21 protein-coding genes and 3 pseudogenes are annotated in these 22,644 nt (G+C 73.3%); 16 read left to right on the top strand and 8 right to left on the bottom strand.

The genetic code is table 11. From position 1 onward, the window contains the following. Positions 1 to 140: 140 nt before the first annotated feature. The gene (locus tag ACWDAS_RS15190) at positions 141 to 920 is read left to right on the top strand and encodes a GntR family transcriptional regulator (RefSeq protein ID WP_450390066.1); all 780 of its coding nucleotides are present in this window, start codon (positions 141 to 143) and stop codon (positions 918 to 920) included. Positions 921 to 1,220: 300 nt separating this feature from the next. Here the strand turns inward: ACWDAS_RS15190 and ACWDAS_RS15185 are convergent. Further along, positions 1,221 to 1,549, bottom strand: a pseudogene (locus ACWDAS_RS15185) (IS5/IS1182 family transposase); the annotation flags it as partial. A gap of 87 nt (positions 1,550 to 1,636) precedes the next feature. Here ACWDAS_RS15185 and sigJ point away from each other — a divergent pair. The 4 genes and pseudogenes from sigJ to ACWDAS_RS15165 all read left to right on the top strand — a co-directional run bounded on the left by sigJ (position 1,637) and on the right by ACWDAS_RS15165 (position 4,358). Then, positions 1,637 to 2,554, top strand: a complete 918-nt coding sequence (gene sigJ, locus ACWDAS_RS15180; RefSeq protein WP_450390063.1) for an RNA polymerase sigma factor SigJ — start codon at positions 1,637 to 1,639, stop codon at positions 2,552 to 2,554. 25 nt (positions 2,555 to 2,579) lie between these two features. After that, positions 2,580 to 2,933 (top strand): DoxX family protein, encoded by a 354-nt coding sequence (locus ACWDAS_RS15175; protein WP_450390061.1) that lies wholly within the window; start codon positions 2,580 to 2,582, stop codon positions 2,931 to 2,933. Between the two features lie 36 nt (positions 2,934 to 2,969). Then, positions 2,970 to 3,572 (top strand): annotated as a pseudogene (locus tag ACWDAS_RS15170) (TetR/AcrR family transcriptional regulator); the annotation flags it as partial. A gap of 114 nt (positions 3,573 to 3,686) precedes the next feature. Further along, the gene (locus ACWDAS_RS15165) at positions 3,687 to 4,358 is read left to right on the top strand and encodes an enoyl-CoA hydratase-related protein (RefSeq protein ID WP_450390086.1); all 672 of its coding nucleotides are present in this window, start codon (positions 3,687 to 3,689) and stop codon (positions 4,356 to 4,358) included. A 52-nt stretch (positions 4,359 to 4,410) separates the two neighbouring features. On the opposite strand, the gene ACWDAS_RS15160 is transcribed toward ACWDAS_RS15165, so the two are convergent. Beyond that, positions 4,411 to 5,139, bottom strand: coding sequence for an SMI1/KNR4 family protein (locus tag ACWDAS_RS15160; protein ID WP_450390058.1), 729 nt, complete (start codon positions 5,137 to 5,139; stop codon positions 4,411 to 4,413). 193 nt (positions 5,140 to 5,332) lie between these two features. After that, positions 5,333 to 5,736: pseudogene (locus tag ACWDAS_RS15155) on the bottom strand (YybH family protein). A gap of 141 nt (positions 5,737 to 5,877) precedes the next feature. Here ACWDAS_RS15155 and ACWDAS_RS15150 point away from each other — a divergent pair. After that, the gene (locus tag ACWDAS_RS15150; RefSeq protein ID WP_450390057.1) at positions 5,878 to 6,480 is read left to right on the top strand and encodes a GNAT family N-acetyltransferase; all 603 of its coding nucleotides are present in this window, start codon (positions 5,878 to 5,880) and stop codon (positions 6,478 to 6,480) included. 96 nt (positions 6,481 to 6,576) lie between these two features. Here the strand turns inward: ACWDAS_RS15150 and ACWDAS_RS15145 are convergent, their stop codons facing one another. Next, positions 6,577 to 6,768 (bottom strand): DUF4236 domain-containing protein, encoded by a 192-nt coding sequence (locus tag ACWDAS_RS15145; RefSeq protein WP_450390054.1) that lies wholly within the window; start codon positions 6,766 to 6,768, stop codon positions 6,577 to 6,579. Positions 6,769 to 6,863: 95 nt separating this feature from the next. Then, positions 6,864 to 7,604 (bottom strand): TetR/AcrR family transcriptional regulator, encoded by a 741-nt coding sequence (locus ACWDAS_RS15140; RefSeq protein ID WP_450390051.1) that lies wholly within the window; start codon positions 7,602 to 7,604, stop codon positions 6,864 to 6,866. A gap of 60 nt (positions 7,605 to 7,664) precedes the next feature. Between ACWDAS_RS15140 and ACWDAS_RS15135 the strand changes: the two genes are divergently transcribed. Continuing rightward, positions 7,665 to 9,107 carry a hypothetical protein gene (locus tag ACWDAS_RS15135; protein WP_450390050.1) on the top strand — a complete coding sequence of 481 codons (1,443 nt, stop codon included), beginning with the start codon at positions 7,665 to 7,667 and terminating at the stop codon, positions 9,105 to 9,107. Between the two features lie 145 nt (positions 9,108 to 9,252). Here the strand turns inward: ACWDAS_RS15135 and ACWDAS_RS15130 are convergent, their stop codons facing one another. Further along, a complete protein-coding gene (locus ACWDAS_RS15130; RefSeq protein WP_450390047.1) occupies positions 9,253 to 10,404 on the bottom strand; it encodes a serine hydrolase domain-containing protein in 1,152 nt (383 codons plus the stop codon). A gap of 172 nt (positions 10,405 to 10,576) precedes the next feature. On the opposite strand from ACWDAS_RS15130, the gene ACWDAS_RS15125 reads away from it, so the two are divergent. Both ACWDAS_RS15125 and ACWDAS_RS15120 read left to right on the top strand, forming a co-directional pair. Then, positions 10,577 to 11,818 carry an RNA-guided endonuclease InsQ/TnpB family protein gene (locus ACWDAS_RS15125; RefSeq protein ID WP_450390045.1) on the top strand — a complete coding sequence of 414 codons (1,242 nt, stop codon included), beginning with the start codon at positions 10,577 to 10,579 and terminating at the stop codon, positions 11,816 to 11,818. 172 nt (positions 11,819 to 11,990) lie between these two features. Continuing rightward, positions 11,991 to 13,253 (top strand): FAD-dependent oxidoreductase, encoded by a 1,263-nt coding sequence (locus ACWDAS_RS15120; protein WP_450390042.1) that lies wholly within the window; start codon positions 11,991 to 11,993, stop codon positions 13,251 to 13,253. Between the two features lie 20 nt (positions 13,254 to 13,273). On the opposite strand, the gene ACWDAS_RS15115 is transcribed toward ACWDAS_RS15120, so the two are convergent. Continuing rightward, entirely contained in the window at positions 13,274 to 13,921 is a 648-nt protein-coding gene (locus ACWDAS_RS15115; RefSeq protein WP_450390040.1) for a TetR/AcrR family transcriptional regulator, read from the bottom strand. Between the two features lie 249 nt (positions 13,922 to 14,170). On the opposite strand from ACWDAS_RS15115, the gene ACWDAS_RS15110 reads away from it, so the two are divergent. From ACWDAS_RS15110 to ACWDAS_RS15085, 6 genes are all read left to right on the top strand, one after another. Then, entirely contained in the window at positions 14,171 to 15,664 is a 1,494-nt protein-coding gene (locus ACWDAS_RS15110; protein ID WP_450390037.1) for an MFS transporter, read from the top strand. A 90-nt stretch (positions 15,665 to 15,754) separates the two neighbouring features. Next, entirely contained in the window at positions 15,755 to 16,810 is a 1,056-nt protein-coding gene (locus ACWDAS_RS15105) for an aldo/keto reductase (RefSeq protein WP_450390035.1), read from the top strand. 174 nt (positions 16,811 to 16,984) lie between these two features. Then, positions 16,985 to 17,584, top strand: coding sequence for a sulfite oxidase-like oxidoreductase (locus ACWDAS_RS15100; protein WP_450390033.1), 600 nt, complete (start codon positions 16,985 to 16,987; stop codon positions 17,582 to 17,584). Continuing rightward, positions 17,554 to 18,309 (top strand): ferredoxin reductase, encoded by a 756-nt coding sequence (locus tag ACWDAS_RS15095; RefSeq protein WP_450390030.1) that lies wholly within the window; start codon positions 17,554 to 17,556, stop codon positions 18,307 to 18,309. Before ACWDAS_RS15100 ends, ACWDAS_RS15095 begins: the two co-directional genes overlap by 31 nt. A 47-nt stretch (positions 18,310 to 18,356) precedes the next feature. Further along, positions 18,357 to 18,734 carry a hypothetical protein gene (locus tag ACWDAS_RS15090; protein WP_450390028.1) on the top strand — a complete coding sequence of 126 codons (378 nt, stop codon included), beginning with the start codon at positions 18,357 to 18,359 and terminating at the stop codon, positions 18,732 to 18,734. A gap of 155 nt (positions 18,735 to 18,889) precedes the next feature. Beyond that, positions 18,890 to 19,258: a hypothetical protein gene (locus ACWDAS_RS15085; RefSeq protein ID WP_450390027.1), complete on the top strand. Its 369-nt coding sequence runs from the start codon at positions 18,890 to 18,892 to the stop codon at positions 19,256 to 19,258. A 625-nt stretch (positions 19,259 to 19,883) separates the two neighbouring features. On the opposite strand, the gene ACWDAS_RS15080 is transcribed toward ACWDAS_RS15085, so the two are convergent. Continuing rightward, on the bottom strand, positions 19,884 to 20,495 hold the full coding sequence (locus ACWDAS_RS15080; RefSeq protein ID WP_450390025.1) for a TetR/AcrR family transcriptional regulator: 612 nt from the start codon (positions 20,493 to 20,495) through the stop codon (positions 19,884 to 19,886). A gap of 525 nt (positions 20,496 to 21,020) precedes the next feature. On the opposite strand from ACWDAS_RS15080, the gene mdlC reads away from it, so the two are divergent. Next, a complete protein-coding gene (gene mdlC, locus ACWDAS_RS15075) occupies positions 21,021 to 22,631 on the top strand; it encodes a benzoylformate decarboxylase (protein ID WP_450390024.1) in 1,611 nt (536 codons plus the stop codon). Positions 22,632 to 22,644 lie beyond the last annotated feature (13 nt).

Below are 22,644 nucleotides of genomic sequence, written 5' to 3'. Positions count from 1 at the left end.
GTATCCGTCGGCGAACGGCCGGCCGAGTCAGCCGCCTCAGGTGCTGGCCGCGACGGTGGTACTGCAGAGCCTGCGGGTAGCGTCGGGAACCGGCCGGAGAGCACGGCCCGCACGACACGAACAGCCCGGGAGACGACACGGTGGGGCAGGAACAGGGCACCCCGGACAGCGAACTGCGCTACCGCAAGGTCGCGGCCGAACTCCGCGAGGCGATCATCGCGGGCGAGTACGCCGCCGGCACGAAACTTCCCCCCGAAGGGACGCTCGCCGAGCGCTACGACGTCTCCCGCGGCACGGTCCGGCACGCGCCGGCCGTGCTCCGCTCGGACGGCCTGGTCACCTCGCGGCGCGGCACGCGGCGCACGGTGCTCGGCGGCCCGAGGGCGCAGAGTTTCTCGGAGCTGCTGAGCTTCACCAACTGGGCCCGCTCCATCGGCGAGACCCCGGGCGGACGGGTGGACCGCGTGGTGCGGCGGCCGGCCGAGCCCCTCGAGGCCGGGCAGCTCGGCCTGGAGGAGGGCGCGGAGGTGTACCTGGTGCTGCGGGTGCGGACCCTGTCCGGAGAGCCGGTCATGGTCGAACGCTCCCTCTACCCGGCCCGGGTGGGCGCGCTCGTGGCCGAACTGCCGTCCGACACCGTCTCCCACACCGATGCCCTCGTCGCGCACGGCGTCCTCTTCACCGACGCCGACCACACGATCGACCTCGCGTGGGCCGACGCCGACGACTGCCGCCTCCTGGACTGCCCGCCCGGGCAGGTCCTGCTGCGCGAACGGCGCCGCACGACCGACCCGGAGGGAGCGCCGGTGGAGTGGTCCGAGGACCGCTACCTGCCCGGCACCATCGCCTTCACCGTGCACAACTCCGTCGCGACCTCCACCCTGGGCCGCCGCCGCAGCCCCCGTACGGACGGGGCCTGAGCGCCCCCAGGCGGTGGGCGGGTGCGGGTTCGTCTCGCGCCTCACCTCCCCGCCCGCAGCCCGCGTCGGTGCGCTCGAGGAGCGCGAGACGGCGGGACAGCCGAACAACCACCTCCACCGCTCCCGCAGGCCCCCCTCCTAGCCGCGCCGGGCAGCGCGGCGAACTCGGCCGCCTGTGCCGGGGTCATCACGCCGCCCTGGATCTCCAGGGTGTAGCCAACTTCTCCGACCGTCACAGGCCGGCGCAACCGGGAGATGTCCCGGAGGTGGCGGGAGGGCGAATCCCGGCGGGTGAGCGCGGTATCGGCGGTTCCGGCGCGAGCTGTACGCCTTGTCGCCACACACGTGGTCCGGTCTCGTGCGCGGGCGGCCATCAGCTGGACGCGGAACACGGAGGTGTTCCAAGACCGTGATCAACTGTGGGGCGCCACCCCACGTCCTGGCATCAGAACCGCCAGTGGGCGGCGGCTGCCGTCACTGGCCGGGTGAATCTTCGTCGTAAGACCACCCTGTGAACAGCCGACCGTCTCGTCAGAACGCTGCTCGTCGGGGCGACGGCGCCACCGCGCGTTCGGTCCGGCCCACCGGCCATGGGGCCGGGCCGCATCCCTCCCGCCCCGGCATGACGTGGGTCACATCGTCCCGGCGGCGTCACGTTCCCGGGTCCTGGTTCGCTCTTGGATTGCGGCACACCGCGGCGAACAGGAGAAACCGTCATGCCCGAGCCGGCCGAGGCGAACCAGGCGACCGAGGCGTTCGTCGCCCATCGCGAGCTGCTGTTCTCGCTGGTCTACAACCTGCTGGGGAGCGTCGCGGACGCCGAGGACGTACTGCAGGACACCTGGCTCGCCTGGGCGGCCCGCGAGGAGCGGCCGGAGGCCGAGCCGGTGGCGAACGCTCGGGCGTATCTGGTGCGCGTGGCGGTCCATCAGGCGCTCGCGCGCCGGGCCGCGATCAGCCGGCGCCGTGAGCAGTACGTGGGCCCGTGGCTGCCGGAACCGCTGCTGACCGCGCCGCACGGCGACGCCGGGGCGGGCGACGCCGCCGAGGACGCGGTCCGCGCCGAGGCGGTGTCGATGGCGCTGCTGGTGGTCCTGGAGACGCTGACGCCGCTGCAGCGCGCGGTGTTCGTCCTGCACGAGGTCTTCGGCTACCGCCACACCGAGATCGCCGCGATCCTCGACCGCGATCCGGCGGCGGTACGCCAGCTCTCGCGGCGCGCACGCAAGCACGTGCAGGAGCGCCGGACCCGCTACCGGGCCGAGCCGGAGGTGCGGCGGCGGGTCACCGAGCGCTTCCTCGCCGCCGCGCTCGGCGGCGACCTGGACGCGCTGATGGGTGTCCTCGCCCCCGACGTGACGCTGTGGACCGACGGCGGCGGCAAGGTGCGGCAGACGCTGCCGCGCCCGCTGCACGGCCGCGACAAGGTCGCCCGCCTGATCGCGGGTGTCGCCGACCGGGCCCCCGAGAACGCCGAACTGCGCTACCGCACGGTCAACGGCGATCCCGCCGCCGTGCTCGTCGAGGGCGGCTCCGCTTTCGCCGTCATGGTCGTCGACCTCACCCCGGACGGGGAGCGGGTCGCGGAGATCTACGCGGTGACCAATCCCGACAAGCTCAACCGGATCATCTGACGGACAACCCGCAAGGGAGACAGCAGTGTTCACCGTGTCCACCGCGTACTTCGCCCTCACGGCCCTGACCATCGCCTACAGCGCCTTCTCCGCGGGCTGTGACTTCGTCCGCTTCGAGCGCGTCGCCGTCGGCATGGACAAGGCCGGCGTCCCCCGCTCCTGGATGCCCGCGCTCGGCCTGCCCAAGGCGGCCGCCGCGCTCGGACTCCTCGCCGGGTTCCGGTTCCCGGCCCTGGGCGCGGCCGCGGCGGCCGGCCTGGTGCTGTTCTTCCTCGCCGCCGTCGGCGTCCACTGGCGTGTGCGCGACTACTCCTTCGGCCTGCAGTACCCCTTCCTGCTGCTGGCGGCCGCCACGCTGGCGACAGGGCTGGCCCGCTGAGGGTGCGCCGCGACGGGGGACAGGCGGCACCGTTCCATGTACTATGCCATCCATCATAGTTACCGGCCGGTAGGTGGCCGGCCGCGGAGCCAGGGGCAAGGTGGTGCACGCATGAGTCCCCGCAGGAGCGACAGCCGCGAGCGGATGCTGCGCAGCACCGTGGCGCTGCTGTCCGAGTACGGTGCCGGCGCCACCAGCATCGACCGCGTCCTGGCGCACAGCGGCGCGCCCCGCGGCTCGGTCTACCACCACTTCCCCGGCGGCCGGGGCCAGCTCGTCGACGAGGCCGTGACGACCGCCGGCGACGTCATCTCCGGCCTGATCGAAGCCGCCGTCGCGGGGGGTGATCCGCTCCGGTCCGTGGACGCCTTCTTCGCCCTGTGGCGCGGCAGGCTCCTGGACAGCGAGTTCCGGGCCGGCTGCCCCGTCGTCGCCGTGGCCGTGGAGACCAACGACGACGCCCCGCACCTCGCCCGCTCGGCCGCGGCGGTCTTCGCGCGCTGGAACGCGGCGCTCGCCGAGCTGTTCGTACGGCACGGGCTGCCCGCCGGGCGGGCACGACGGCTGGCCGCCTTCGTCGTCGCCTCCGTCGAGGGCGCGGTGGTCATGTGCCGCGTCGAGCGGAGCATCGCACCGCTCGACGCCGCCGCCGGAGAGATCCACGACCTGCTCGCACACGCCCTGCGGCGGCCCGAACCAGGCCGCTCCCCTTCCGAGATCCGCCCGTCCGACCCCCTGTCCCAAGGAGCAGCCATGCCCACGCTCGACCGCCAGGACGACGTCTTCATCCTCGACCTCGGGGACAACGAGAACCGCTTCCACCCGGACTGGCTCGCATCGGTCAACGCCCTCCTGGACGAGGTGGAGAAGACGGAGGGGCCCCGCGCCCTGGTGACCGCGGCCACGGGCAAGTTCTGGTCCAACGGCCTCGACCTGGACTGGCTGTTCGCCCACGCCGACCAGGCGGGCGAGTACGTCACCGGAGTCCAGACCCTGTTCGCCCGGGTCCTGACGCTGCCCATGGCCACCGTGGCCGCCCTGCAGGGCCACACCTTCGCCGCCGGGGCGATGCTCTCGCTGGCCCACGACTTCCGCGTCATGCGCGCCGACCGCGGGTTCTGGTGCCTGCCCGAGGCCGACATCAACATCCCCTTCACCCCGGGCATGTCGGCCCTCATCCAGGCCCGCCTGCACCCGCAGACGGCCCACGAGGCGATGACCACGGCCCGCCGCTACGGCGGCGACCAGGCCCTGGCCGAGCGCATCGTCGACCGTACGGCGGGCGAGCACGAGGTCCGCGAGGCCGCCGTCGCGCTCGCCCGCCCCCTGGCCGGCAAGGCGGGCCCCACGCTCGGCACGATCAAGACCCGCATGTACGGCCCGGCACTCGAGGCCCTCAGGCAGAAGGACGTCCCCCTCGGCTGAGCCCGCCCGCCCACGGTCCCCTCCGGCCGGTGCCGGAGGGGACCCGCGCGTTTCAGCGCGGGTCGTTGAGCCAGCCGCCCGGGAGGTCGTCGCGCACCCGGTCCAGCGCCTCCCCGGTGCGGGCCCGTACCCACAGGAAGGTGCGGTCGTCCTCGCGCAGGATCACGTCGTGCCCGGCGTACCAGCGCGCGCCCGTGCCCTCGTCGGGCGGGTACGCGGGGAAGGGCAGCGGGGTGAACCGTCCGGGCAGGGCCTCGAAGTCGGCCTCGTCGAGGTCGTCGCGGAAGTCGCCGAGGTCGTGGGGCTCGTGCAGCGACTCGGACAGGACGATCTCGACGCAGGCCCAGGAGAACCGGTCCAGCCACGGCGTCCACGACTCGGCCTGTTTGTCGGCCAGGTCCGGCTTCACGACGACCGGTGGATCGGCCCTGTGCAGGTCGGCGACGAGGATGCCCCACGAGGCGGCGCCCTGGTTCTCGTGCCTGAACACCAGCGCCTCCCCGCTGGAGTCCAGGTGCAGTTCGGCCGGGCCGAGCAGCGTGTCGTGGTTGCTGGTGAGGTCCGCGCGCCGTCCGAAGAGCCGGTAGGCCTCCCGCATCACGGCGGGGAGGGCGACGCCCAGGCGGTCCTCGGCCGCGGCCAGTTCGGCTTCACCGTACCCGTCGCCGTCGCGTATGGCCGTCAGCCAGTGCCCGGTGAACCCACGGACGAAGCGCAGGGAGCCGGCCGGGTCCGCGAGGCCCGCGGCCAGTTCCCGGCGCACGTCGAAAGCGTCTGTCATGCCGGGCACGCTATCGCGCCGCCGGGCCGCGGGTGCCGCCCACGATCACCCCGGCCGCCCCCGCAGACCGCGCGGAGCGCGGTGAAGGCCCGGTCGAGCCCTTCGGGGCCGTGGACGCGCGCGGGGACGGTCCGGTCCGGTCCGGTCCGCTCGTCGATCAGATCGGGGACGCCACCGTGCCGGGCGCCGACGGTCACGGGCCGCCCGCGGCGGGGAACGAGTGGTGCTCGTGCGCGACCACCCACCGTCCGCCCTCCTCGCGGAGCCCGAGCGTGAGCCGCAGCCGCAGTCCGGGGTCCTTCGCGAAGTCCTCCGGCGTTCCGCAGCGGAGCAGGGCATGGGCGAAGGCCACCTCGTCGCCCCCGGTGACCTCCAGGTCCACGATCTCGAACGACGCGCACTGCGCCTGCCGGTCGAAGAACGGCGGCCGTACCTCCCGGTACGCGTCGATGCCGGGACGCCCTCCTGCGGCGGTGGTACCTCGGACATCACGATGTCCCCGGCGCGATCGGCGATCACGGCGTCGAGGTCGCCCCGGTGCACCGCCTCCGCCCACCGCTCGACCAGGCTCCGGATCCGCGCATCGTCGTCCCGCATGATGCCCGCCCTTCCCCGCCGGTGGGGGCGCGATCACGTTCCGCGCACCCCTGCCATCCCAGGGTGGTGCGGCGGAAGGGGCCCGCGGGCGGGAATGCGCGAGTTGGTGCGGGCGCGGGCCTGCCGGATTAGCGTTCGGATATGGCAGTACGCTTCCCCGCCCCCGTCACCATCGACGGACGGTACGCGCGGCTGGTCCCGCTCTCGCCGCTGCACGTCCCGGCGCTGTTCTCGGCCGGGCGCGCCGACGACGGGATGTGGCGGTGGCTGTCGACGACGCCGCCGGGTTCGCCGAGCGAGATGGCGGCGCTGGTGGAGCAGCGCCTGGCGCAGGCCGCGGCGGGGGAGTCCGTGGTGTTCGCGATCGTGCCGCACGCGACGGAGCGGCCGTCGGGCTGGGCCGCGTTCGTCGACATCTCGGTCGTGGACGAACGCGTGGACATCGGCTGGAGCTGGCTGGATCCCGCCCTGTGGGGCACTCCGGTGCACTTGGAGACCCATTTCATGCTGGTCTACTACGCCTTCGAGGACCTGGGGTTCGGGCGCGTCCAGTGGCGCCTGGACGACCTCGACCTGCCGTCCCAGGACGCGGTGTCCCGGATCGGCGGCATCCGCGAGGGCGTGCTGCGCAGGCACTGCCGCCGCGTCGACGGCACGTGGCGCGACACAGTCTACTACTCGCTCGTCGCCCCGGAGTGGCCGGCCGTGCGGGAGCGGTGGATGTCGGGCTGGATCCTGGAGTGACGACGCCCCGTCCGCGCTGCCCGGTCCGGCCGTGCGGGGCGGACCTTCATCGCTCCCGCACGGCCGGGCCCGGGGCGCCGGTCCGGATCATGGGCGTCAGTGCCCCTTGCGCGAGGTGCGCCGCCAGGAGAAGGGCCCCGGGAGGTCGACGGATTCGGTGCGCTCACCGCGGGTGTTGACGGTGTGGTGGACGCCCTTGCTGCCGGTGGTGACGGACAGCGAGCGCTTGTTGATGTTCAGGCGGACGCCGGGCAGGATCCGGAAGGACTTGCGGAAGCGAAGAGGCATGTGGTGCTCCTTTCCGAGGGCTTCGGTCTGGAGTACGTCTGCCCTGCTGACGGCCTTTCATCGGGCCTGTTCCCGGGGGCGTTGCGCGTGACCGCTCAGCCCGCGGCGCCGTCCTGCGGCAGACGCGAGGCGATGCCGTCGATCAGGAAGCCGAGGCTGAGCTCGAACTGCTCGTCGAGGCCCGGGCCGGAGGGCGAGGCCATCCACTGTGCGAGCAGCGGGTGCCGTCCGCCCGCGGCGGCCAGGTCGCGGACCGCGGTGACGGCCTCGCCGAGCTGCTCCGGGGTGTGCAGACCGTACCGGCGGCGCATGGCGAGCTCCTCGGCCTCCTGCTGCGCGCTGCCGAGGATGTGCCGGTCGAGCAGGGCCGCGTAGGCCATGGCCTCGCCGAGGGCGGCGCCCCGGCGTACGAGCACCTGGAGGACGAACTCGGTGCGGCGCATCATGTGCGGGCCCAGGGGCGGGCGCGTGGGGGCGAGCTGGGCGAACCAGAGATGCCGCTTGACCACGGCCCAGCTCGCGGAGGCCACCGCGTGCAGATCGGCGCGCCAGTCGGCGCCGGGCTCGGCGGGCAACGGGATCTCCGCCGTGACGGCGTCGAGCATGAGGTCGATCAGGCCGTCCTTGCTGAGCACGTGGCGGTAGAGCGCCATCGGCGTGAAGGGCCCGAGCCGCTTGGCGACCGCGGCCATCGTCAGGGCCTGCGGGCCGCCCTCGTCGGCGACCGCGATCGCCGCGCGCACGATGTCGTCCCGCTCCAGCGGACTCTGGCGCCGCCGGGGCGTGGGCCGGGTCCAGATCAGGGGGGCCGGTGTGCCGCCCGGGTTCTCCTTCACGCCGGGAGTTTATCTCGTCAGCTAGAGTATATGACGTATACGTAAAACCAGGGAGCCGCCATGAACCAGTCCACCGCCCCGACCGGGATCCGCCTCGGCATCGTCAGGGGCATCAGCTACGGGATGTTCGGGGCACCGGACAGCTTCGTCCCGGAGACGAGGAAGCTCGGTGCCGCGCTGGTGCGCGTCTACGTCTACTGGGGCCAGGTGGAGCCGGAGCCCGGGCGGTACGACTGGGGCGTGGTCGACGCGATCCTCGGCCAGCTCGACCCGGCCGCCGAGGTCTGGGTGACCGTCTGCTCCAGTTCCCCCTGGGCGACCCGGCGGCCGACCGGCTTCCTGCCGTCCTCACCCGCCCTCGACACGGGCCGGTACGAGGGCTTCGTCGCGGACCTGGTCACCCGGTGCCGGGGCCGTGTCGACTACTGGCAGTGCAACAACGAGCCCAGCAACACCGGCCTGTTGTGGGCGGGCACCGCACGGGAGTACGTCGAGCAGCTCGTCGCCTTCCACCGCGCCGTGCGGGCGGCGGACCCGAACGCGGCGGTCGTCCTCGGCGGCTGCGGCTACGACGTGCTGTCCGGCCCCGCCGGCAGCGAGGCCCGGCGGTTCTTCGACCACGTCGTCGAGCACGGCCGCGACGCCTTCGACCTCTTCTCCGTCCACCTCTACGGCGACCCGCACGCCGTCCCGGACCAGATCGACCAGGTGCGCGCGATGATGCGGCGGCACGGATACGAACGCCCGGTGGTGGCGGGGGAGTACAACGGCCCCACGCTGTTCGAATTCCCGCAGGCGCAGGGGGAGTTCGAGCGGGCGATGACGGCCGCGTTCACGGGAGCGGCGGAGCCGGGCGAGGCCCCGGACCGCGCGGCCATGCGGCTGCTCTACGAGCGTGCACCCGAACTGCCGCCGCAGTTGCGCATGTTCATGGAGGACTGTCCGCCGGAGCTCGCCGCGCGCCGCGACCGGATCAACTGCCGCCAGATCGTCACCCGCAACATCCTGGCCCTCGCCTCCGGCGTGAAGCGCACGGCCTGCTGGAACCTGGCCCCGGAGATCCCCGGCTACAGCGACCGCCTCAACCTCATGGGCTTCCTCTTCGGCAGGCTCGCGCTGCTGGACTACGAGGGCACCGCCCTCACCCGCCGCCATCCCGCGGCCGACACCTTCGCCCTCCTGGCCGCGTACCTCGACGGCGTCACGGGGGTGCGCCGCCTCGGCTCCGGGCACGGGTCCGGCCTCTACGCCTTCGAGGTGTCCCGCGAGGGCCGCGGCCCGCTCCACGTCCTCTGGCGGGCCGGTGATCCCTTCACCGGCGAGGAGACCCCCGCGACCCCGGCCGAACTGCCCTGGCCCCATGCCACCGTCCACGCGGTCGACGCGTTCGGCGCCGAGGTGCCGGTGCGCAGGACCGAGGACACCGGCGGCACGGGCGCCGGTGTCCTCGTACCGGTCTCGGTCACCCCGGTGTTCCTCTCCACGGACCCCCGGGAGCGGTGAGCCCGGCGCAAACCCCGGGAGGTCTACGTCGTCAGGGCCGACGCCGGCACCCTCGGCAAGAGCGCCGCCCTGCCGCGGGGCTTGACCTTCGGGTCCGGTGGAAGGTCCACCGGACCCGCGTGACCGCCTCCGGGGGTGCCCGGCCTCATGCCCCGGCCGCGTAGCGCCAGAACGCGCGCATCGTCTCCGGCGGGGTCGGACCCGTCATCCCCACCTGCGTGAGCAGCACCGTGACCGTGCCCGTGGACGGCGTGATGTGCGCCGCCGTGCCGGTGCCCCCGACCCAGCCGTAGCGCCCCGGCACGTTCCAGGGGTCGACGGCCGCGATGTCCACCGAGCCGCCGAAGCCCCAGCCCTGGCCCTCCAGGAAGAGCCCGTTCGCGTCCCGCTCGGCCTGCGTCAGGTGATCGGTCGTCATCCTCCGTACCGATTCGGCCGACAGGAGCCTGCGGTCGCCCGCAGTGCCGCCCGCGAGCAGCATCCGGCCGAAGGCGTGCCAGTCGTCGACGGTGGAGACCAGGCCGCCCGCGCCGGACGGGAACGCCGGTGGGGTGCTCCACTGCCCGTCGGGGGCGTCGACCAGCTGCAGCCCGCCCGCCGGATCCGGCCGGTAGTAGCTGGCGAACCGGCCGAGGTCCGCCCGCGGCACGGAGAACCCGGTGTCCTTCATGCCGAGCGGCTCGAAGATCCGCTCGGCGAGGAACTCGGGGAGCGGACGGCCGGACACCCGGGCGACCAGCACGCCCTGGATGTCGGAGCACGTGTTGTAGAGCCACGCCTCGCCGGGCTGGTGCAGCAGGGGGATCTCGGCCAGCGTCGCCATCCACGCGTCCGGTGCCATGACCATCTGCGGCTGCGGCGGTCCCTGCCTCAGCTCCCCGAACAGCGGGGCGAGCGCGGGAAGGGAGAAGTCCGGCGGGAACCCGTACCCGGCTCGGGACGTCAGCAGGTCCAGGACCGTGATGGGCGCCGCGGCCGGCACCACGTCGTCGAGCGGGCTCGCCGGCGTGCGGACGACCAGGGGCTCGGCCAGCTCGGGCAGCCATTCCGCGACCGGGTCGGACAGCGCGATGCGGCCGTCGTCTACGAGCATCATCACCGCCGCGGCGACGACCGGTTTGGTGATCGAGGCGATGCGGAAGACCGAGTTCCCGGCCATCGGGGTGGGGTCCCCGACGCCGAGGGTCCCGGCGGCCGCCACCTCGACGCGGTCGCCGCGCGCCACCAGGCCCACCGCCCCCGGTACCGATCCGTCGTCCACGAACGCCTGCAGGATGTCGTGCAGCTGCCGCTCCATCGATCCACCTTCTCTCGTGTGCCGTCACCTGATCTCTCCCAGGATGCCCGGGCCTTCAGGCCGGGGAGGAATGGGTCCTTGGGCCGGAGCCGCGAAGCGGCGGAGTTCTCTGCGCATCTGGTCTGACCTGTGTTCTCTTTCGTTGTCAGTGGGGGCTGTTAGGTTCCCGAGCATGACGGCAGCAGTGAGCGGGCAGGGGTCCGGGCGCGCCCGGTACACCTACCGGCTGCGGGTGTCGTCCACCGCGCGTGCCGGCCTGGAGGCGGAGTGGGCGCGCTGCCGGTGGGTGTGGAACGAGTGTGTGGCCATGTCCCGCAAGGTCCACGGCCTGAACAAGACCGCTGGGCAGAAGATCACGTGCGGCCCCGCGCAGCTGGACAGGATGCTGACCGAGGCCCGGCGGTCGATGGCGTGGCTGCGGGAGGGCAGCTCGGTGCCGCAGCAGCAGACCATCCGGGACTTCGCGAAGTCCCGCGCCAAAGCCGTGAAGGACATCACGGCACGGCTGCCCATGAGGCAGCGGGCCGGGATGCCCCGCATCAAGCGCAAGCGCGAGGCCGCACCGACGCTGAACTACACCACCCGCGGTTTCAGGCTCAAGGAGAGACGCCTGCACCTGGCCGGCGGCATCGTGCTGAAGGTGGTGTGGTCCCGCGACCTGCCGTCCGCGCCGTCGTCGGTACGCGTGTACCGGGACAGCCTCGGCCACTGGTACGCCTCGTTCGTCGTCGCAACCGAGACGCGGCCTCTGCCACAGACTGGTCGGGTGATCGGAATCGACTGGGGCGTGAAGGAGACCGCGACCACTACATCCGACGCCCACGACCTCCCTCACGCCCAGCATGGGAAAATCGCGGCGCAGCGTCTCGCGCGGTATCAGCGGATGATGGCTCGCCGCCGCCCTGCCAAGAGGCAGGCCGCGTCCAAGGGCTACCGCGAGGCGAAGCAGCAGACCGCGAAGCTGCACAAGAAGGTGGCGCGCCGGCGGCAGGACACCGCCCGCAAGTGGGCCAAGCGCGTGGTGCGGGATCACGACGTGATCGCGGTCGAGGACTTCCGGCCGAAGTTCCTCGCGAAGACCACCATGGCGCGCAAGGCGGCGGACGCCGCGATCGGCGCGACGAAGGCGGCCCTGATTGAGATGGGCCGCAAGCACGGGCGGGACGTCCGCCTGGTGCATCCCGCGCACACCACCATGGACTGTGCGTCGTGCGGAGCGAGAACCAAGCACGCACTTCCTCTTTCGGAACGTACCTACACCTGCACCGCGTGCGCAGTCGTCTCTCCCAGGGACAAGAACTCCGCCCGCGTGATGCTGGTCCGGGCTGGTCTCAACCCGGCTGGTGCCGATCGTGTAAGCGCTGGTGGACCGCTGGTCCCCAGCCCACGTGAGCCAGGAATCCCCGCACTTTAAGGCGGGGAGGATGTCAAAGAGAGGACTTCCGCCACGGCGCGGACTCATCGGCCTCTCGCCGCCGTGTCGCCCCCGTTCGGCGGCGCGCCGCGCGGGGCGGCCCGGGGCACCCGCGTAGCGTACGAAATGGCAGCCCGTATCGGGGTGTACACGGAGGAAAGGGCACCGATCCATGCAGCAGGAGCGCGGTGGCCGCTGTGACGCGATCGTGGTCGGGGCGGGTGCAGCGGGCCTGGCGTGCGCCGCCGACCTGTCCGTGGCGGGCCTGGCGGTGCGTGTGCTGGAGGCCTCGGACGCCGTCGGCGGCCGGATGCGCACCGACCGGCACCGCGGCTTCCTCCTCGACCGCGGCTTCCAGGTGTTCAACACCTCCTACCCCCAGGTGAAGCGGCGCCTCCGGCTGGAACCGCTGCGGCTGCGGCCGTTCACCCCCGGCGTCCTGGTGCACACCCCGCGCGGACGGCTGCGCTTCGCCGACCCGACCCGCCCGCCGTACGCGACCGCCGACCTGCTGCCGGGGCGGCTCGCGTCGGGGCGCGACCTGGCCGCGCTCGGCGTCCTGAGCGCCCGTGACATGGTGCTGCCGGCCGGAAGGGTGCGCGCGGGCGCGGACACGACGACGCTCACCGCCTTGGCCGCCGCTGGCATCTCGCCGGAGCTGGTCGAGACCCTGTTCCGGCCGTTCCTGTCGGGTGTCTTCCTGGAGGACGAACTGGAGACCTCCAGCCGCTTCTTCCACTTCGTGTGGCGCAGCATGCTGCGCGGCACCCTGGCCCTGCCCGCCGAGGGGATCGGCGCGGTGCCCGCGCAGCTCGCAGAGCGGCTGCCCGAGGGCGTGGTCCGCACGCAGGCCCCGGTGCGCGAGCTGACCGGCGACGGGGTGCTGCTGGAGGACGGTACGGACATCGCCGCACCCGTCGTGGTGGTGGCCACCGGCCCGACCGCGGCCGCGCACCTCCTGCCCGGCCTCACGACGCCGCGGACGCGCACCGTGACGACCTTCTACCACGCGGCCGACCGCTCACCGCTCGCGGAACCGACGCTGATGGTGGACGCGCGCCGCCGGTTCCTCAACACCGTGGTGCTGACCGAGGTGCAGCCCGGACTGTCCCCGGACGGCCGTGCCCTGGTGGCCACTTCCGTGCTCGGCGTGCCGGGCCCCGCCGACGAGCCCGCCCTGGCGGCGGCGCTGTCGGACGCGTACGGCAGTGACGCGACGGCCTGGGAGCCGCTGCACCGCTGCACCGTGCGCGAGGCGCTGCCCGCGATGCCGGCGCCGCATCCGCTGACCCGCACCACCCGCTTCGCGCCGGGACGCCATGTGTGCGGCGACCACCGGGCGACGGGTTCGCTGCAGGGCGCGCTGGCCTCGGGCGCGCGCGCCGCCCGCGAGGTGCTGTCGGACCGCCGCCGCGCGGCGACCCGGCTGCGTTAGCGCCTTCTTCCGGCGCCCGCTCAGGCGGTCGTGGCCTGGGCTGTGGCCGCGTCCCGTACGTCGGCGTCTGCGGCCGAGTCGGCGGTCGCGGCGTCGATGAGCACGGCCGCGATGGCGCGGGCGTGGGCACCGGGCCCGGTCTTGTTGAGGGCCGTGCTGCGGGCGACGGCGCCGTCGTAGAGCAGGGCGAGCCGCTCGCCGAGCTCCTCCGGGTCGCGGGCTCCGGCCAGCCGCGCCAGGGCGGCGAGCCTGCGGGCGAACTCGGTCTTGTAGGCGGCCACCAACCGGTGGACCGGGTGCTCGGGGTCGGGGACCTCCACGGCGGCGTTCAGGAACGGGCAGCCGCGCAGCGGTTCGTCCGACGTGCGGGGGGCCCAGTCGAAGACGGCCAGCAGCTGCGCCCGGGGGTCCGGACAGGCCTCACCCGGGGCCACCTCTGCGGGCAGCAGGCCGTCCTCGAGGTTGCTCAGGTAGGCGTGGACGAGGTCGTCCTTGCTGTCGAAGTGCGTGTAGAGGGTGCGCTTCGACACGTTGGCGACCGTGGCCAGCTGGTCCATCCCGGTCGCGTTGACCCCCTGGGCGGTGAACAGCTCCGTCGCCGCCTTGAGGATCCGCTCCCGAGCGCCTCGGCCACTGCGCCGGCGTACGGGGGAGGGTGTGTCGCTCATACCTTAAGGATACCGGTCGTTTTACTTCGCCCGGCACGCCTGCTACGGTGGAGCACATAAGGAAACCGATCGGTTTACTTTAGGGCGAGTGAGGGAGTCCCCCGTCGCCCGTGTCCCGCCGGTGCGGGCCGTGCCCTCGTGGCAGGCCCCTTCGCGCCGGGCCGCACCCCTCGGGTGCGGCCGACCTCCCGCCCGCCGGGCCCTCCGGCCCGTGTGCGGTGCGACCACGCCCCCTGCTGGAGCAGACCCATGACCCGATCCCCCCTGGATCCCGCCGTCGGCGGCGCCGCCGAGCAGCGGCCGCCCGCCCCCGGACCCCGGGCACCCGCCCGCCGCGCGCCGCATCCCGGTCTCGTGCTCGCCGTCCTCGCCACCTCGGTCTTCCTCTCCGCCCTCGACGCCTTCGTCGTCAACGTCGCCCTGACCCCCATCGGGCGCGGCGTGGGCGAGGCCTCGCTGTCCCGGCTCAGCTGGATCCTCAACGGCTACGCGATCGTCTACGCCGCGCTGCTGGTCCCGGCCGGGCGGCTGAGCGACCGCTACGGGCGCAAGGCCGGGTTCCTGCTCGGGCTCGGCGTGTTCACGGTCGCCAGCCTGGGCGCCGCCCTCAGCGGCGACCTCTGGGTCCTGGTCGCGTTCCGCTTCCTGCAGGCGGCCGGTGCGGCGATCCTGACCCCCGCCAGCCTGGGGCTCGTGCTGACCACCGCGCCGCCCGCGAAGGTCACCCGGTACGTCCAGATCTGGGCGGCCAGCGGATCGCTGGCCGCGGCGGCGGGCCCCGTGGTCGGCGGCCTGCTCGTCCAGGCGGCCTGGCAGTGGATCTTCCTGCTCAACCTGCCGATCGGCGCCGTGGCGCTCGTCATGGCCGCACGGCTCCTGCCGGGCGGACGGCACGGCACCGACGCCCGACTGCCCGATCTCCTCGGCGGAGCCCTGCTGGTGGTGGCGATCGGAGCGCTGGCGCTGGGCCTGGTCCAGGGGCCGGAGTGGGGCTGGGGATCGGCACCCACCGTCGGTGCCTTCGCCGTCGCCGCGGCGGCGCTCGCGGTGTGCCTGCTGCGCTCGGCGCGGCACCCCGTCCCCGTCGTCGACCTGAGCCTGCTGCGCGACCGTGTGTTCGCCTGGGCGAACATCGCCACCCTGTTGTTCTACGCGGCCTTCGGGCTCCAACTGCTCGGCGTGACCCTGTGGCTGCAGCAGGTCTGGCACTGGTCGGCCATCCAGACCGGCCTGGGGGTCGCCCCCGGTCCCGCCATGGTGTTCGTCGCCTCGGCGCTCGGGCGGCGGATCGCCCGGCGTGTGCCGGTCGGGGTCGTGGCGGCGATGGGGTCGGTACTGGTCGCCCTCGGCACCGCCTGGCTCGCCGTCTCCGCCGCCGAGCGACTGCACTACGCCACCGACATCCTGCCGGGCTGGCTCGTCTCCGGCATCGGCGTGGGGCTGGCGCTCCCGACGATGATCTCCTCGGCCACCTCCGGCCTGCCCAAGGACCGGGCGGCCACCGGCAGCGCGATCGTCACCATGGCGGGCCAGGTCGGCTCGGTGCTCGGCGTCAGCGGCCTGGTCGTCGTCCTGGCGGCCGGAGTGCCCGGCGGGCCCGCCCGCACCTTCTCCCTCGCCTGGTGGATCTCGGCCGGCGTCGTGGTGCTGAGCGCCCTCGCCGCGCTGGGCATCACCCCCCGCACGGCCCGGCGCCGCGGGGACACAGCCCCGGTGTCGCCGGAACAAGGAAAGGCGCAATGAGTCGCCAAAGATGACGAATCATCAGTAAATCCCCCATCGATACGCCCAAGCACGCCACCGCACTACAGCACCACCCCGTCAAGGAGACTGATGCGTTACACGACCTTCGGACACCGGACCGGACTCCGCGTTTCCGAGTACGCCCTCGGCACCGGCAACTTCGGCACCGGCTGGGGAGCCGGAGCCGACCCGGCCGAGTCCCGCCGGATGTTCGACAGGTTCGCCGAGGCCGGCGGCAACTTCGTCGACACTGCCGACAACTACCAGTTCGGCGAGTCGGAGCAGTTGCTCGGCCAGTTCCTGGCCGCCGACCGCGACCACTTCGTCGTGGCCAGCAAGTTCAGCACCGCGGCGACCCCGCAGACGGACATCTCCAAGACCGGCAACAGCCGGAAGAACATGATCCACTCGGTGGAGGCCAGCCTGAAGCGCCTCGGCACCGACTACATCGACCTGTACTGGGTGCACTTCCCGGACGACCTGACCCCGATGGAGGAGATCCTGCGCGGCCTGGACGACCTGGTGAGCTCCGGCAAGATCCTCCACGCCGCCCTGTCGAACTTCCCCGCGTGGCGGGTCTCGCGCGCCGTCACTCTCGCCGAGCTGAAGAACTGGGCGCCCGTCGCCGGCATCCAGGTCGAGTACAGCCTCGTGGAGCGGACCCCCGACCGTGAACTGCTGCCGATGGCCGAGAGCCTCGGGCTCGGCGCCGCCCTGTGGTCCCCGCTCGGCGGCGGCCTGCTCACCGGCAAGTACCGGCGCGGCGCCGAGGGCCGGCTCAGCGACCTGAAGACGCTGGTCCACACCGAGTCGTCCGACCAGAAGACCGCGGTCGTCGACACCGTCCTGGCCGTCGCCGAGGAGACCGGCGCGACCCCGGCGCAGGTGTCCGTGGCCTGGCTCCGCGAGCGCGGCGCCCGCGCCGCGACCTCCTTCGTCCCGATCATCGGGCCGCGCAACCTCACCCAGCTCGACGACTACCTGGGGGCGCTCGACGTGACGCTCACCCCCGAGCAGTACGCGCGGCTGAGCGAGGTCAGCGCGGTGCCCCTCGGAGTCCCCCACGAGGCGACCGCCGGCGTGCTGGCCCGGGTCCGCGGCGGCGACGCGTCCCTGGTGGCCGAACCGCCGCGTCCGGTCGCCTGACCTCCTCGGGCGGCGCGGCCCGGGTACCGTTCCCGGCCCCGGTGCCGGCGGACCGGGGGCCGCGCCCCCGCCGGTTCCGGTGGACCGGATTCCCCAGGTCGGGGCATGCTGGGGTTCCGCACCACGGCCACCACGGGCGAGCCGCACCGGCGAGTAGAGGAAGGACGGCGCGACATGGCCATCATTTCGCGCGGATTCCACGGCCGTCGCCCCACGTCGGGCAAGAAGCTGCCGCCAGGACAGTACGAGACCTTCGATTTCCCCGTCCTGTCCGCCGGCCCCACTCCGCGGATCACCCGCGACGCCTGGGAGTTCAGCGTCACCACCGAGGACGGCACCCGTCACCGGTGGAACTGGGCGGAGCTCATGGCGCTGCCCGACGAGACGCCGACGGTCGATCTGCACTGCGTGACCAAGTGGTCGAAGTTCGGCACCCACTGGCGGGGCGTCTCCCTGGACGTCCTCCTTGCCGACGTCGAGACCGCCGCCGAGTTCGCGCTCGTTCACTCCTACGGCGGCTACACCACCAACCTGCCCCTGGAGGACCTCCTCGACGGGCAGGCATGGATCGCCCACGCATACGACGGCGAGGACCTGGCGCCCGAGCACGGCGGCCCCGCCCGGCTGCTGGTCCCGCACCTATACCTGTGGAAGTCGGCGAAGTGGGTCCGCGGGATCCAGCTGCTCATGGACGACGAACCCGGCTTCTGGGAGAGCGTCGGCTACCACGACTACGGAGACCCATGGCGCGAACAGCGGTACCAGGGCGACTAGGCGACCGCCTGCGCTGGCAGGTCGCCGAGCTGGTGGAACGGCGCGCCGAGTCCCCGGCGGCACGGACCCTGGTGTCCGACGTGCCCGGCTGGCAGGGCCACGTGCCCGGCCAGCACCTCGACGTACGCCTCACGGCCGAGGACGGCTACAGCACCCAGCGCAGTTACTCCCTGGCCTCCGCCCCCGACGGCGACCGCATCGAACTCACCGTCCAGCGCGTCGAGGACGGCGAGGTCTCGCCCTATCTGACCGACGTCCTCGAGGTCGGGGACGCCCTCGAGATGCGCGGCCCCGTGGGCGGCTGGTTCGTCTGGCGCCCCGAGCAGACCGAACCGGTCCTGCTCGTCGCGGGCGGCTCCGGGATCGTCCCGCTGATGTCGATGATCCGCGGACGCGACGGTGCGGGCAGCCGGGAGCCCTTCCGGCTGCTGTACTCCGTCCGGACGCCCGAGGACCGGCTGTACGCTGCCGAACTCGATCGCGGCGCCCCCGGACTCGACACCACCTGCGTCTACACCCGCGCCACGCCGGACGGCTGGCCGCGGCCCGCGGGGCGCCTCCAGGCGCGGGACCTGGCCGAATGGGGTTGGCCCGCGGACTTCGAACCCACCTGCTACGTGTGCGGCCCCACCGGCTTCGTCGAGACGGCCGCCGCCCTCCTGGTGGCCCTCGGCCACTCCCCGGACCGGATCCGCACCGAGCGCTTCGGCCCCAGCGGGGGATGACCGCCGCACCCCGCGCGGCACCCCGACGGAAGGAGACGACCCCGCCCATGTCCGAGCGCTACGCGGCCCGTGTGATCGAGGTACCCGACGAGGGCATCCGCCTCCAGCCGACGGAGGCCACCGTCCCTCCCGAGCAGCCGACCGAGGTCAACCTGCTCGGCATGGCCATCGCCCTCGCCCTCGGCGCCGCCGACTACGAGCACCACCCCGCCCCGCGGGACCCGCGACTGCAGACCCTCGACGCGTTGCTGACGGGGGAGGCCGTGATGCCCTGGCGCGCCCGTACCGGCGCCACGGCCCCCGCCGGCGAAGCCGGGACCGTCCCGTACGTCGAGTGCGAGCGCACCGGCGCCGGGGTCTTCACCTGCGCGGTGCGTCATCGGCCCGGCGACGGAGAGGGAGACGGCGAGGCCGGCCGGGCCTGAGGCACGGCGGCGGACGAGGAGGGTGGTACTGCCGGTCCCGGGTTCACCGTGGCCGGGTGCGCGGCCATGGCCGGGCGCCGGGGCGCTGTTGCAGTGAGGCAGCGGGTGGCCCGGCGGACGGCCCCGCGAAGAACGCGATCAAGGAGTGCGATCCGATGCTTCCCACCGTGGCCCCGAAGTGCCGTCCCGGTGCCTTCGGCGACAAGGACCGGTGGTTCGTGGGCCTGCGGTTCAGCGGCGCGGCAGGCTGTGCGGGCCGCCACTACTACGTCGTGGGCGAGGCGGCGGACGCCGAGTCGGCGGTGGCGGTCGCGCTGGCCCGCGCGGCGGACTCCGTCGAGTGCCGGGCCAGGGGGGACGCCGAGATCGACGGGGTCGAGGTGCGCAGGCTCCTGTGGAACCCCTGGGGTGGGCGTACCTCGCGGGCTCCGTACGCAACGCCGCGTAGGACCGGCGGCATCGATTCCCGCCGGGTATCGGGCCACGCCGAGACGGTCGTCTCCGGACTCACCGGCACCTGGTGAACTGTCCGCGAGCACGGCGAAGGCCGCGGTACCGGCTCCGGACGCCGACGACCGCTCGCCGGACTCCGGAGCGCCAATGCCGACCGCCAAGGGTTCCCGTCCGACGGACGCTCCGCTCTCGCGACGCCCCGCCAGCGGGGCGCGCCGGCCGGACATCGTGACACCGGTGCCGGTACTCGTCGAGGTGTCCGACAGCGTCACCGAGGAGGGCGCCGCCGCATGGTTCCGGACGGTCCCCGAACCGACGTGCGAACGAGCGGGACCCGGTGCGCGGCGTCCGCGGACGTCCACCTCTTCGCGGGAGACCGCATCGACGACGCGATCGTGCGCCGAATGCGGGGCCTGCGCACCGGTTCACGAGCGGAGGAGCAGCCGCTCGTCGTGGTTGCGGGGGCGATGTCCGGACACCACGTACCGGCGGCGATCGACTGCGGGCCGGTCAGCTTCCCGGAGCGCGGCCGGGTCGGGTACCCGGACGTCCTGCGGGCGGTGGTGGAGGCCACGGGTGTGACCTCGTACCTGACGGGTGAGTTGTTCGGCTTCCTGATCGCGTCGGCCCGCGAGCGCGGTGCGGCCAGGCAAGGGGGCGGGTGCGGACGCCGTGCCGGTCGAGCGGTGAGCCGGGCTAGGCCCGGCTCCGCCCGCGGACCGCGCCGATCAGCGTCTCCGTCCCCCTGAGCAGGGTGGTGCGAGCGGCTGCCGGGTCGCCCAGGGACCCGGCGACCATGGCGCCGTCGCGGAGGGCGACCATGATGTCGCCGGCCTGCTCGGGGTCGGGATGGCCCCCGGCCCTGAACATCTCCACGAGGATCCCGCGGAACCAGGCCCGGTGTTCGAGCACGGCCCGGTGGACCGGGTTGTCCGGGTCGGGGTACTCGGTGGCGGCGTTGATGAAGGGGCAGCCCCGGAAGCCCTGGCCGCAGATCTCCTGGCCGATGCCGTCGACCACCAGCCCCAGGCGCTCGCCGGGATCCGCGGTCTGCCGCGCTGCCGCGCCGGCCCTCTCCCGGATCGCCGCGTCCCGTGCCGCCAGGCAGGCGGCCACCAGGGCCTCCTTGCCCGAGAAGTGACGGTAGAACGTCGCCCGCGTGACGCTCGCCTCCGCGATCACCCGGTCGACGCCCACGGCGCGGATGCCCTCGGTGTAGAAGAGCTCCGCCGCAGTGCCGAGCAGCCGTGCGCGGGCTTGCGACGGCCGGGCCGTGACGCTGGTGTCGGGAGAGGACGCGGCATTCACGCCGCAATCATACAGAACGTTCTGCCTACCTGGCGGAGCCGTCGCCGGAGACCCGGGTAGCGCGGCGGACGATTCGGTGGGCTGACTGGCGGAGGACCTGTCCGAGGGATCTGCGCGGCGTCGTGTGCCCCGGTACCCGTACTCGCCGCGCCCCGTCGGTCGACCGACGCCCGGCGTCGCTTCCCCCTCCGTCCTCCGATCGCTGACGCCGGACCCCTGCTCCTTCCCCCGCGGACATCCGCCGGACGGGCCCCAGCCGATGAGAGGTGAGGCCGACCATGCTCGTGACCAGCGCCCCGGGGGATGCGGACCGTGACCGGCACGGGCCCCGGCCCCGGCTCGCCGGACCTTCGGCCGGCCGTCCGCCGTCCGCGAGGCTCAGCGCATCGCGCGGCACGCCCGATGTGCTGGACAACGCGGAGCGCGCGAGTAGCGTCACCGTGTGTAGCTGTGTGTGACGCCCCGCCACCGGCAGGCCCGGGCCTGCCTCGGCATTCCTTGGGTTCCGGGAGCTGACTGCCCACCATGAGCAAGCAATCGACCGTCCACGGTGTGACCTACGACTTGCTGCGGTCATTGAGGCTGACCACCGTCTTCGGCAACCCCGGATCCACCGAGGAGACGTTCCTTCAGGACTTCCCGGACGACTTCACCTACGTCCTGGCCCTCCAGGAGGCCTCCGTCATCGCGATGGCGGACGCCTTCGCCCAGACCACACGCCGCCCGTCCCTGGTGAACGTGCACTCCTCCGCCGGGCTCGGGAACAGTCTCGGCAACCTGGTCGCGGCCTACCACGGGCACACCCCGCTCATCGTCACCGCGGGCCAGCAGCACCGCGAACTGGTCATCGGCGAGCCCTACCTGGGCAACCGCGAGGCGACGACCATGCCCAAGCCGTGGGTGAAGTGGTCCTACGAGCCCCTGCGCCCCGAGGACGTCCCCGAGGCGTTCATGCGCGCCTACGCGATGGCCGTGCAGCCCCCCGCGGGACCGGTGTTCCTGTCCATCCCGCTCGACGACTGGAACCACCCCCTGGCGGGCCCCGCCGTCCTGCGCGACGTCAGCACGGCGTACGCGCCCGATCCGGAGCGCCTGCGGCGCTTCGCCGAGCGCATCACGGCGAGCCGGCGTCCCGCCCTGGTCTTCGGGCCCGACGTGGACCGCGCCGGCGGATGGCACGCCGCCGTGGCGCTCGCCGAGAAGCTGAAGGCCGCGGTCTACAGCCCACCGCTGTCGGACCGCGCGTCGTTCCCCGAGAACCACCCCCTCTACCAGGGCCCGCTGGGCATGTCGGTCAAGGCCATCGGCGAACGGCTCGTCGGACACGACCTGGTGGTGGTCGTCGGCGCGGAGGTGTTCCGGTACTACCCCTACGTCGCCGGGGACATCCTGCCCCCCGGGACCGAGCTGCTGCAGATCACGCACGACCCGGCGGTCGCCGCGTCGGCCCGCGTCGGGGACAGCCTCCTCGGCGACGCCCGGATGTCGATCGAACTCCTCACCGCGTCGGTCGGCGACGGCGGCGGCCGCGAGCAGCCGGAACCCATGCCGCGCCCCCGCAGACTGCCGCAGACCCCGAGCAGCCCGCTCACGCCGGCCGAGGTCTACGCCGCGATCGGCGAAGTCCGCCCGGAGCACGCCGTCTTCGTCAACGAGTCGACGTCGACCATGGCCGAGCACGCCGAGTGGCTGCCCACCGTGGAGCCGGATTCGTTCTTCGCCACCGCCAGCGGCGGCATCGGCTGGGCCCTGCCGGCCGCCGTCGGCGTCGCCCTCGGCGACCGGGACCGCGGGGTGGGCCGTCCGGTGGTCGCCCTCATCGGGGACGGGTCGTTCCAGTACTCGGTCCAGGGTCTGTGGACCGCCGTGCAGCAGGGCCTCCCGATCGTGTACGTCGCGATGCGCAACCAGGAGTACTCGATCCTCAAGTCCTTCGCCGAGCTGGAACGGACACCGGGCGTGCCCGGGCTCGACCTTCCCGGGCTGGACATCGTGTCCGTGGCGCGGGGCTTCGGCTGCCGGGCGGTCGAGGTGGAGACCACGGCCGAGCTCGAGAAGGAGTTCACGGCCGCGCTGGAGTCCGGCGTCACCTCGGTCATCGTCGTGGCCACGCAGCCGCGGAAGATCGCGCTCTGAGGCATCGCGTGCC

The organism is Streptomyces sp. NPDC001070 (genome assembly GCF_053598835.1).
Note: the sequence above shows the minus strand (reverse complement) of the source record. Positions and strands in the feature narration are given on the sequence as shown.